Origin of the sequence: Segatella copri (assembly GCF_019249765.2) — a bacterium.
GTDB classification, from domain to species: domain Bacteria; phylum Bacteroidota; class Bacteroidia; order Bacteroidales; family Bacteroidaceae; genus Prevotella; species Prevotella copri_K.
This window is the reverse complement of sequence record NZ_CP152484.1, coordinates 413165-425955: the sequence shown is the minus strand read 5'-3', so window position 1 is coordinate 425955 and position 12791 is coordinate 413165. Positions and strand designations below refer to the sequence as shown.

Below are 12791 nucleotides of genomic sequence, written 5' to 3'. Positions count from 1 at the left end.
TATGATTACTTACTTGGAGTCAAGACATGATTAATCTTAACCTTAACCTGAGTAGGATCAACCAGGTCTTTCCACAAATCGTAGAGTTCGATGGACCAAACCACTGCACCCGAGCACTTATCTGCCAAAGAAGCGGAAACTTCGTAGGTGCCATCGCCCTTCACATAAGTGCGACCGAATTCAGAACCGCCCCAGTAGCTAGGATACCAGCTAGGTGTGGCATAAGAAAGTTCTGTCTTGTAGTTCTTGGAAGCAGAATCCTTCAGGTTGCCGTCGATACCTGTGATGGTGAAGTTGACAATCAGATTACCAGTGAATGACAAGGCTGAAGCATCCACTCCATTTGCCTTGGTATTACCATACTCATTGTAGATTTCAATGCGACCGTCTGTGCCCTTGCCATCCTTGTTGACGAACTCTGTCTTGGAGAAATCCATAGAGAATTCAGGATCCACATCAAACTTGATGCTCACAATCTCTGCAGTAATCTTGGATGCATCGATGGCATCAGCTGCCAGATTGTTGATATCCACACAGAATACCGCTGCACCTTCTGCCTCGGCACCACCTGTCTCCATCCAAACCGTATAGAGACCATCGCCAGTAACGTTGGCATCATACTTGGAATTATCAAAGGCTGACCAGCGACTTGGATCCCAAGAAGCATCACCATACTCCAAACCAGCCACATGACTGCCCGCACCTTCCTTCATGTTATCTGTCAAACCAGAAAGACGGAAAGTAACCACCATGTTCTTGGTAAACTTAATCTGAGCCTGGTTGATGCCAGGATTGCTACCCGTAGAACCATACTGGTTGAAAATCTCGATACGGATTCTACCATTATTCTCAAGGTCACCGACAACCAATTTGGAATTATCAACCTTCAACTCAGGTGACATACGAACAGGACGAATCGCCAAGCCCAGGTTGCGGGCCGAAACACCAGATGAAGCAGTACCATTGCTCAGATTGAGCGTCTGGCTATAATCCGTAGCGATGCTATAGTTATTGCCGCTCCAATACAAGCCCTGGTTGCCCTCACCTACCTTGGCAGTTCCATTGCGGTAACCGGTGTAAGGCATAAAGATGCTGTTGCCATTGGCTGCAGTAAATCTGATACCCTTCACGCCCTTCACCTCAACTTCTGTCTGAGTGGTATTGGCAATCAACTCACTCATCTGATCAGCTGTAGGAGTAGAACTGCGCATCAAGGCACCCGCATCCACGTTCACCTTCTTCAAGATATCCTTATCCGTACCGGCGATATCCTCCACTGTATTGTAATCGATGAGATAAGTACTCTGATTCACACCAGTCAAATCACCATAGCCCAGAAGGGTACCTGTCTCTTCCTCTGATTCTGCACCCAGGTTGCATTTAGCCCAAAGGATGCTCAAACCCAAGTCAACATATTCCATTGTCTGAGCAGGAGTGGTAAAGCTCTTGGTCTCACCATAGACAAAACCATCGCCCAACTCGAAATATGATGTATAATAGTAAGTAGTTCCAGGAAGCAAACCTTCCACACGTTGACTGATGGTCTTGGCACTGGCAGAGATTGGATAATTGATACCATTCTCTACATCTGCCTCAGAGGTTGAAATCTTGAAACCATAGTTCATCTGGGTCTCTCCCTCTATCAGGATGCCTTCCAAGCCATTGGCTGTAGCACTCAGGGTAGCCTTGGTAGCCGTAACATCCGTGGCTCCGGCTGTAGCAATCTGGGCATCAGTAGCCACGAAGCTCTTTACCTCACCAAACTTGGTTACTATGCCCTGTAACTGTACGTAAGTGGCATAATAATAGGTATTGCCCTTGGTCAATCCCGAGAGAGTGGCGGTTACATTACCTTCGGCATCAATCACGCCAGGCTGCTTGGAGCCGGCTGTGGTAGGATCGGGGTTGGTACCGTAAACAACACCCACCGCATAGGCACCGGCATCCTGCTTACTCAAGTCCAAGACCTTGCCGCTGACTACTGCCGAAATAGCAGTAACAGAAGCATCACCCGTCTCAATGGTGCTAATTACATTTCCTGTGGCTGCAGAGTAGTCATCATCGCTACAGGAAGAGAGCGAGCAAAGACCGACCATCAGCAGCATCACACCTGCTAAATATTTCATTTTCATAATCTAATCCACATTAAAGTTTCTAATCTTATTTACCCTCTGAAGGTGTCACTACAGGAGCACCTGTATCCATCTTCACGGTGATAACCACTTCGATGCTTGAAGAACACTTGAAGTCGGTAAACTCATTTTTGCCGGAATCAAACTTGAAGCATGCGGCAGGTCCCCATGGGTTCAATACATAACGACGGAAGGAGTTGGTACTTGGGTCGTCATCTGTATATCCTCTTGGGATGAGTGTATCATCAAAATCAACACTCTTGCCATCTACCTTGATGCTCTTGATGGTGATATCGCAGTTTGGATTGTCCTTCAGAATCTTGTTGACGTCGATGTAGAGAAGATATGGATTGCTCTCTGCACCCTCAAACTTCAAGGAATAGTCGCCATCGCCTGTGATGAACACATTGGTGCTCATATAGTTGGCGATATCGCCATCGTGCTTCCAGCCCCAACCGGAGTTGTTGAAGAAGAGGTTTGCCTTATACTTAGGACCTGATGCAGAACTTGCGCTCTGGGCTACCCAGTGGTATGCCTGATACTGATAGAGATTGCCCTGGTCATCAAGACACTGGCTACCGAGCCACAAATCCTTCAGATGTCCGGTATAGTCATCCTTGCTGACTTTCAGAATACGCAGGGTGTTGTCGGCATTGGCATGCATGTTGTAATTGCCCGTTGCAGAAAGCTGGGTATTTCCGAAGCCCTTGTCGAAAGTGAATACGCCTTCATCGTTCAAGGTATATTTACCGGAAACCTGACTTCCATCAGGAGCGGTATAGATATAACTCTTTGACTCGCTGTTCATCACGAGGGTTGCATCCTCGATACCACTAGCTGCTGTAAGCTGAATGCCCTTGGCACTACCGTCGAGGTTGCAATAGTCAAACTGCCGTCCCTCTTCATTATCAGGGTTAGCCAACTTGTAGGTGATTTCCTTATTGGTCTTCTGCTCTACCCAGTCGCGCCAGTCAGTCATCAGCGTTGGCTTCACCTGGGTGTTCTCTGGCGCGGAAGGAGTCCAATTGTCCCAGTATTCCTCTGAAACGAAGTTGTAGCAAAGCAAGCACTTGCCCTCATCAGAATTGTCTCGAACTGTTGCTATCTGCAAACGGTCGTCGGCAAGTCCCATCAGCTTCAGTCCGCTACGCCAGTTGGTAGCAACCTGGTCATGTCCCGAATTGTGGAGCAGTTCCGCATCCGAGAAGGTGATGGTATGATTGTCTGTATCCAGCATGTAAGTACCCTTAAGGGTCTCACCTGTCTCAGCATTATATACGGTGACATGGGCACCGCCAATCAGGTCGAACTCCATATAACCATAGTCCATAGCCGACATCACCCAGGAGTTGTCTGCGATACCAGGAGTCCAGTTCCAATGGTCGCCGGCTGCAGCGGTCTGTCCCATCATGCAGGTACTCCAGTCATCATCCATACCCCAGAATCCGAGCGGACCTGCCCAGAGGTCTGAATGCTTGGTGATGACATTGGCATCGATATCCAACTTCCATCGCTTCGATTTGCCTACGCCGCCACTCAGATAGGTCCACAGAGGATCGGTAACGAATTCGGCACAGAAATCATCTACCTTGAACTCGGCGTAGGGTCCCCAGAGGAAACCGCCGCGGGTTTCAACACCGATACGTGCCTGATAGGTACCATTGAAAGGAATCTTCAGGCTCACCTCATCCTGCTGGAAACGTCCCTGAGGCGTATCAAAGACCACCGAATAGCTCGATGGCAACAGACTCTTGAACTTGACAATATTAGGATTGCTTTCGTCGTGAGTAATCGTGAAGGCGATGTTCTCAGCCAAATCCTCAGAAGACAAGTTCTTATCGCCCAGACCAAACCCGTCTGGAGAGCAGCTCGCCATGACGAGAATCATGACAGCTGCCAAAAGCGAATATATTTTATTTATAATCTTCATAAAACCAATACTTTAAAAAGTTAGAATTACCAACCAGGATTCTGCTTCAGGAGACCATGAGAAAGTCCGATCTCGGTGATAGGAATCTGAATCAAACCACGTTTCTTGATGATATTCTCGGCACTGATGGATACGGTGGTTTTCTCGCCGCCATCCTTCACTTCCCAGGAACCGGCAATCTCCCTGGCTGCCTGCTCCACGCCCTGACGGAGCTGATCCCAATAGCGGATTCCCTCGAAGGCAAACTCAAGCTTGCGCTCTTTCAGGATGTTCTCCTTGGTGGCTGTCTGCTGAGAATAGTTGCCACTCAGGGTGGTGCCATCATCCTCGGTATAAGCACGCTTGCGAACCTGGTCGAAGTAAGACTGGGCATTAGGACTGCCCAACTCTGCTGCCATCAACAGGACATCGGCGTAACGGACGAGGACCCAATCCTGGAACTGACTGATTTGGAAATCGCCTGCACCCACTGTTTCCGTGTAATGCTGCAACTTGCCATCACCAGCAGTTTCGTGCTTAGACAAAGGGGTATATTTCTTAACGAAATATCCGGTGTATTCACGCTGGTCGGCAAGATAGGTGTTCTCGTAATCCTTCAACTGTGAAGCATCGATGATAGAGGCTGAACGGCGGGTATCACCCGTAGCATAGGCTGAAGCAATGGATGGTGTAACAGTGCATGCACCCCAACCCTGGCCATAGCCTTCGTAAACCAGACTACCGGTACGCATTCCTATCATTACCTGGAAACGGTTACCATCATTGTTGCCATTATAATCGGCTGTGTAGTTGAACTTCATCGAGAGTATGGTCTCTGGGTTTCCAGGACCAGCCCAGGAAGAGTTCTCATGTGCCCAAAGTCCTACGTGGTCACCGCTCTTGTCATCAGCAGAAGCTGGCCACAAATCTCTGAATCGAGGTACCAGACTGAACTCGCCACTGGAGATGATATCCTCGCAGGCTGCCAGGGCATCCGCCTTGGTCAAGCCCAGCTGATCAGGCTCCTTGCCATAATAGCCACTATAGAAGAGGTATGCGCGAGCCAGAATTGCCTCGGCACCATACTTGGTGATATGTCCATCGTTGGTAGCCGCATCCTTCTTAGGATAGGCATTGGCAGGAATATGCTCGATGGCATACTTCAAATCTCTGAATACCAGACTATATACAGAGTCAGGAGCAGCCTGAGGAACCACTTCGCTGGTGGCATGTTCCAGCAACGGAATATTCTCCCAAAGGCGAAGCATATCGAAATAGCACAAGGCACGAAGAGCATGAGCCTCACCCAGATAGGTGTTCTTTGCATTCTCATCATCCCAGGTAATGCCTTCACCCTTATCGATAAACTCATTGCAGCGGAAGATGGCTGCATAATAGCTCTTCCACAAGGTTTCGTGCATATCGGTATAAGACGGTGCCTGATTCATGTCGAAACGGTCGAGAATCTGCGTGTTGCGGCCATCGGTGTTACCCGTACCGCCAAAGCACTCATCACTCATCGTCTCGGTCAACTGATAGACGGTGAACGAAGGACCATCTGAAACGGTACGCTGCCAACCATCGTAGCAGGCATAGAGCGAGCGAAGTCCATCTTCCTGACTCTTATAGAAATTGCCGGAATTTGATTCTGTCTTGGAAGCCACATCCAGCCAACTGTCGCTGCAAGATGCCAGACCTCCCATAGCCAAAATACCCAAAGCGGCTATCTTTATTTTATTTGTCTTCATAATGATATCTCCTTTAAATTAGAACTTAAGATTCAAACCTACCATGAAGGTACGTGGACGTGGATAGTAACCCAAATCTACGCCTGATGCCCAACTATTGACACCATAACCGATTTCTGGGTCCATGCCGTCATACTTGGTAAAGGTAAACGCATTCTGAACCTGGAAGTACAAACGGGCCTGAGATACGAACTTCTGATGAAGCAGCTTGGCAAAATCATAACCTAAGGTGATGTTGCTGATTCTCAGGAAGTCACCATCCTGGATAAAGAGGTCGGAGAACTGATAGTTCACATTGGTCTCTGTTACACGTGGATATTTGTTGGATGTTCCCTCACCTGTCCAGCGCTGCAGAATAGCTGAAGTGTAGTTGGCAGTCTTGGCACCTACATTGCGGTAGCTCTGAACGATGTCGTTGCCTACAGAACCGTTGGCGGTTACAGAGAAGTCGAGTCCCTTGTAGCCGAAGCCGAGTGAGAAACCATAGGTAAAGTCTGGCATACCATTGCCCAGGTTTACCTTGTCGGCATCATTGATGGTACCATCGTGGTTGACATCGTAATACTTTACATCGCCAGGTTTTACAGAAGACCCCTGAAGTACGCCATTGCCTGCCGCTACCCACTCGTTGATTTCTTTCTGGTTCTGGAAGATACCAGCGGTCTTGTAACCCCAGAAGTAACCGATTGGTTCGCCATTGCTGCAACGGTAGAACTCGGTAGAGTTATCATAGAGCTGACCATTACCATCGGTACCATGAATGATACCATCGGATGTAGGGATGCTTCCCACCTTATTCTTATTATAGGCACCGTTGACATTCACATAGTAGTTGAAATCTCTACCAATGTTGTCGTTCCAGCCCAAACCGATTTCTATACCGGTATTCTCTACGTCACCTCCATTGAAATAAGGGGCTCCCGTACCGGCTGTGCCTGGGATAGGCTTAACCAGCAACCAGTCTTTGGTGGTCTTCTTATACCAGTCGATGTTGACATTCAGCTTGCCCAGGAGACGCAAATCCAAACCGAAGTCCAACTGCTCTGAAGTTTCCCACTTCACATTCTCGTTAGACAGACGGCTTTCGTAAGCACCATAGTAATTTGACTGTCCGTCAGCACCCAAAGCCGTACCGAAGTTATAGTAAGCGCCCGATGTTGAGATAGGAGAAATAAACATCAGGTCGCCAATATTCTGGTTACCAACCTGTCCCCAGCTTGCACGCACCTTGGCATAATCAAGCACCTTGAGCAGAGGCTTCACCCATTTTTCATTGGTTACAATCCAACCGGCAGAAACAGAAGGGAAGTAGCCCCAGCGGTTGCCACGGGCAAACTTAGAAGAAGCATCGGCACGCAGGGTAGCTGTTGCCATATAGGTTTCCTTCCAGTTCCAGCTTACACGACCAAAGTAGCTCACCATGCGCTGTGACAGAGAAGGAGCACCGCTGGCACCCAGACCATCGGTAGCGGTGGCAGCGGTACCATTGCTTACATAAGCATGGTTCCAGTCGGCAAAGCCACTCTTCAGGGTGGCATTGGATGCACTTACGCCTACGCCATCAAAGCGCCAGGACTCCATACCTGCCAAGGCTGTGAAGCTATGATCCTTTACCTTGAAGTCGTAAGACAGGGTGTTGGTCCAGGTCAACTGCCAGTTATGTCCCATATTCTGGTTCACACTGGTACGGTTGGCTGTGTTGTAGCTATAGATAGAGAACTGATAGAGAGGAGTAAACGAACGGTAATCGCTTGCATAATATTCGTAACCTACTACGGTGCGATACTTCAAGTTCTTGATAGGCTCAATCTCCGCATACACATTACCGGTGAAACGGGCTGCATTCGTCTGATTGTTATTGTTCGTCATCATCAAGCCGTATGGGTTGCCATCGGCATTATACCAGTCGCTGTTGCTGGTATCATTAAAAGGAGAATCATACTTGTTGTTGTCGCTATAGACTGGCGACAATGGAGAGGTATTGAAGGCACTGCGCAGAGTGTTGTTATAAGCATTGCCCACAGCGATACCCGTATTCTGGGTATAGATGAAACTGATCTGCTCACCCACCTTCAACCAGTCCTTCACCTTCCAGTCGGAATTGACACGGAAGTTGTAACGTTCATAATTGCTGACGTCCTTGCCGCCAACAATACCTTCCTGGTTCATATAACCCAGAGTCATGGCATAATTAGCAGTCTTGCTACCGCCATTTACACCTATATTATAAGAAGAAGTCTTGGCATTCTTCACAAACATCTGATCTACCCAGTCGGTATCAATCAAATCACCATTGGCATCATAGATACTCTTGTATTTGCTCCAGTCGTAGGCGTTCTTACCCGAGTTGATGGCAGCCTCATCCAGAATAGTCATATACTCACTGGCATTGAGCATATCAATGCTGCGTGGCTTGTTCTGCCAACCCACATAGCCGTCGAAGCTAACCACGGCACGGCCTTCCTTACCACTCTTGGTAGTAATCAGAACCACACCATTGGCCGACTGCGAACCATAGATGGCAGCCGATGCCGCATCCTTCAGCACATCAATGCTTTCGATATCGGCAGGATTCAGAGAAGCGATGTCACCACGTACACCATCAATGATGTAAAGCGGATCAGAACCACTCACGGTACCCATACCACGGATATTTACCTTCAAACCGGAACCCGGCTGACCGGATGTTGAGATGATGCTCATACCAGGAGTCTGTCCCTGGAGCGCCTGAAGCGGATTGGAAGTGTTCAACTTGGCGATGTCATCACCCTTCACGTTGATGTTAGCACCCGTCACCAGCTTTTTCTTCTGAACACCGTAACCTACTACGACAACTTCATCAAGTGACTGCTTGTCTTCATTTAAGGTTACGTTGATTGTCGAACCTGTAACTTTAATCTTTTGGGTGATAAAGCCCAGATACGAAACTTCGAGTGTTTGTCCTTTCTTTGCTTCAATGGTAAAGTTACCATCCAGGTCAGTAACGGCACCAGTCTTTGTACCCTGCACCATGACACTTGCACCAATCAATGGTTCATTGTCACTGCCAGAGATGACAGTACCCTTAACCGTCTGAGCATTGAGGACACCCGCTCCGATTCCTAACATTGCCTGGAACACCAACATGATGGCTACCAGAGCAACTTTGCAGAGCATGTGGCTCTGCGAGAATTTCTGAGATGTTTTTCTCATAATTACTTTAGGTTTAAATTAATAATTGTTGCTTCTAGGTGTAATATAGGGCCTATGTAACATAGGTCGAATATTGCCTTTATATAAATAAGGTATAAGCCTCGGTTATGAGGATTGCCTCGATTTATCGTTGTTTACATTTACTTTTCGGGGGCAAAGATAGATAAAAAACAGACACAATGGGGTATGTTTTGGTTAATCAATTACGTATAAAATGTTGCGCAACCTACATTTTTTAACGAAAAAGCACCAAAATGTAGCATAAAATACATTTTGGTGCAAAAATAGTTTAATTAATATGATATTTTATCAACCCCAGCATCGGAGCTTTCAATATCTGGGAAATCTTGAGATGAAACTCATCCTCCATCACATTTCTCAAAGGTGATTCAAAGTAATGAGCTATGCTTCCAACAAAACCAAGCATCGGGATTTCTTCTTCCAAGGATGAATGCCATGCCTTCATGCCTGGCTCCAACTGGCTTATATCCTCGGTGCTCGCCTTGACATATTTAATATAAGGTGTGAGATTCTTTGCGTAGAACTGATTGAAACTCTCCAGTATCATGCGATAGAGAGCCATCGCTTCGTTCAGTTCGTCAGTCCCGTTCTCGTGTTTCTCACCTTCTGCTATCTGTTCTGAGATAAAAGGACAGATGGAAGCCAGGAAGCGATTGGCAAGCGGCTGTCTGTACACCTTATTAATAATAGTAGGATAATCCAAGCCCGACCAGGCAAGATATTTATTCTTTAGCGATACAGGCAATGTGCCCTTGAAGATACCATTGAGGAAAAGTTTGCCGATTACTGCCCCACTACCCTCATCGCCCAGGATATATCCCAACGGAGGCGTGTTCATCACAATCTTCTCTCCATCGTAAAGACAACTGTTGGCACCGGTTCCCAAAATACAGGCGATACCCGGTTTCTTGCCAAACAGGGCACGGGCTGCTCCCAGCATATCACCTTCTGCCTCAACCTTGGCTTCGGGAAAAGACTGCTGCAAGAGTGATTTCATGCGAGACTTCATCGCCTCGGTTACTCCACTGCCATAAAAGAAAACCTCCTGAGGCTGCTCTGACAGAACAAGTTCCTTACACAATACATCCAAAATCTCGGCATCACTCTGATGAATCGGACTGATGCCCTGCGTTTTACAGGTAACCATCACGTTACCCTGTTCATCAACCAGAGCCCAATCGGTCTTGGTACTGCCACTATCTGCTATGAGTATCTTCATATTCTTATCTGATTAATTAACGTATCCTTTGACGTTGCAAATGTAATCAATTTATATGAAAAATGCAAAAGATAACCCTAAAAATCGAACGTAAAGGTGCTAATATATCAAAAAAGGCGGTTTTCTCTTTGCTTTTTCACGAATTATTAATAACTTTGCAGTCAAATTTACTAAATATGAAGAAGAGACTATACATCATAATTCTGCTGATGGTGGCATTCGTGCTGCCAAGCAACGCAGTGCTCAAGGAAGCCAACCTGGACACAACGCTCTATATGCTGCGTACAGAATTGACCAACTATCACATAGACTTGGAGAAACAGAACCAAGCTGCCAAGGCTCAACAGTTGGCTGTGATTCAGGAACTCATCAGTATTGTGAAACAGGCTGACCAGAACTCCATCATGCTCTATTCGCAGCGCAATGGGTATATTTTCGACATGACGTATGCCTGTCATGAGGCTACAGAGCAGTTTAAGAAGTTTAAGTCGAAGGCTGTTCCTTTCCGCCAGATGATCAAGAAGAACAATGTTGAGGTGGCTCGTTTCGATTCACTCATCAACTATCTCTACGGCATGAACACCATGTTTCTCAGCGAAGAAGCACAGGTGAACCGAAACGTAGACCTGACTCTGGCTGTCAATATCCGCCGCCAGCTGGTAGAGAAACAGAAACAGCTGCAAGCCTATGTACAGGCTTACGACAGAACCGACCGTAAGTTACAGGCACTCAACGACTATGCCAACCGCAGATACGAAGATATCCAGAACAGCATCTTCAATAATGGAGGCGACAACTATCTGCGCATACTCCGTAACTTCAGCATGAACTATAAGGAGGCGAAGACATCTGTAACCGAGAAATACAAGCCCGTACCGGGCATGATGTCGCAATGGGATGTTCGTATCATCTTCATCCTCTTCGGTATCATCATCTTCTGGGGGCTCATCTCCATCTTCCTCAATCTCTTTACCATCCGCATCGTGATTACCCAACTCATGAAGCATGGTATGTTCGAGAACAAAAAGGAAAGTTTTATGGCAAAACGACCATGCCTTATCATGGCGATGACGGTAGTAACCTTCGCAGTTATTCTCGGTATCGTAAGAATGGCGGTTACCCAGAACTTCGTGATTATGGCAAGCCAGCTGCTGGTAGAATATTCCTGGCTGGTTGGCGTCATCCTGGTATCTATCCTGCTACGTGTAGACAACGATAAGATCAAGAATACCTTCCGTATCTATTCACCATTGATGCTGGTAGGTTTCATCGTTATCGTGTTCCGTATCATCCTGATACCAAACGACCTGGTAAACCTTATCTTTCCACCAGTTCTTCTGCTCTGCGCTCTCTGGCAGTGGAATGTGATTGGCAGAAAGCACAACCAGGTATTGCGCACCGACAAGACATACGCATTCATATCGCTTGCCGTATTCGGAGTAAGTACCATTTTTGCCTGGACAGGTTTCACACTGCTTGCCGTCCAGCTTATCATCTGGTGGACCATGCAGCTTACCTGCGTGCTTACCATCACCTGTTGCGAAGGATGGCTCAGCGTATATGCCAAGCGTAAGAAGTTGGCTGACAAGGCGATTACCAACAAATGGCTGTATCGCTTTATCTATAAGGTATTGCTCCCTATTTCAGGCGTACTCTCGTTCATCATCTCTATCTATTGGGCTGCAGATGTATTCAACATGAGTGATACGACATGGGAGATATTCAACAAGGATTACATCAAGACCAGCAACTTCACTGCATCGCTTTTCAGTATTTCAGAGGTAGCTTGTCTGTACTTCCTGTTCAACTACATCAACATTACTTCTGTAGACTTCATGCGCCATCACTTCGAGAAGGCAGACCCGACTTCTGCTGCCTCAAAGATTGTGATGTTCAAGAACGTGATGCAGGTGATTATCTGGGGTATCTGGCTGATGATAGCCCTGAACGTGTTCCAGGTAGGAAAATCATGGCTGCTTGCTATCTTTGCCGGCTTATCAACCGGTCTGGGTTTTGCATCAAAGGATATTCTCGAAAACATCTACTACGGCGTCTCTCTGATGATGGGTCGTGTGAAGGTAGGTGACTATATCATCTGCGACGGCACCCGTGGTAAGGTGAGCAGTATCAGTTATACCTCTACGATGCTGGAGGCTACCGACGGTTCGGTCATAGCTTTCCAGAACTCGCAGCTCTTCTCGAAGAACTACAAGAACATGACCAAGAATCATGGTTATGAGCTGGATATTCTGGAGGTAGGTATTGCTTATGGCAGCAATGTGAAGGAAGTGAAACAGATTCTCATCGATGCCCTGATAAAACTGGACTGTATCTATCAGGACAAAGGGGTGAAGGTATTACTGAAGAGTTTCGATGACAGTTGCATCACCCTCAGAATTGTGGTATGGGTGAACGTGCTTACCCAAGCCATCGATGATGCCACCATCATGGAGTGCATCTACGATACGCTCAACGATCACAACATCGAGATTCCGTTCCCACAGCGTGAGATTACAATTAAACAAGTTAATAATTAACAGTTTGTAGTTTACAGTTAATAGCAGGTTTAC

General features: G+C 47.0%; 6 protein-coding genes. 1 reads left to right on the top strand and 5 read right to left on the bottom strand.

Annotation, left to right across the window (positions count from 1 at the left end; translation table 11 throughout):
• Positions 1-5 precede the first annotated feature (5 nt).
• The 5 genes from KUA46_RS01730 to KUA46_RS01710 all read right to left on the bottom strand — a co-directional run bounded on the left by KUA46_RS01730 (position 6) and on the right by KUA46_RS01710 (position 10221).
• Positions 6-2126, bottom strand: coding sequence for a hypothetical protein (locus KUA46_RS01730; protein ID WP_256625004.1), 2121 nt, complete (start codon positions 2124-2126; stop codon positions 6-8).
• Positions 2127-2160: 34 nt separating this feature from the next.
• Positions 2161-4062: a hypothetical protein gene (locus KUA46_RS01725; protein ID WP_153138860.1), complete on the bottom strand. Its 1902-nt coding sequence runs from the start codon at positions 4060-4062 to the stop codon at positions 2161-2163.
• Positions 4063-4088: 26 nt separating this feature from the next.
• Complete coding sequence (locus KUA46_RS01720) at positions 4089-5789, bottom strand: RagB/SusD family nutrient uptake outer membrane protein (protein ID WP_022120883.1); 1701 nt, start codon at positions 5787-5789, stop codon at positions 4089-4091.
• 18 nt (positions 5790-5807) lie between these two features.
• A complete protein-coding gene (locus KUA46_RS01715) occupies positions 5808-8981 on the bottom strand; it encodes a SusC/RagA family TonB-linked outer membrane protein (RefSeq protein WP_218486781.1) in 3174 nt (1057 codons plus the stop codon).
• A gap of 289 nt (positions 8982-9270) precedes the next feature.
• Positions 9271-10221, bottom strand: coding sequence for an ATPase (locus tag KUA46_RS01710; protein WP_218486782.1), 951 nt, complete (start codon positions 10219-10221; stop codon positions 9271-9273).
• A gap of 176 nt (positions 10222-10397) precedes the next feature.
• On the opposite strand from KUA46_RS01710, the gene KUA46_RS01705 reads away from it, so the two are divergent.
• Positions 10398-12758: a mechanosensitive ion channel family protein gene (locus KUA46_RS01705; RefSeq protein WP_218486783.1), complete on the top strand. Its 2361-nt coding sequence runs from the start codon at positions 10398-10400 to the stop codon at positions 12756-12758.
• Positions 12759-12791: the final 33 nt, after the last annotated feature.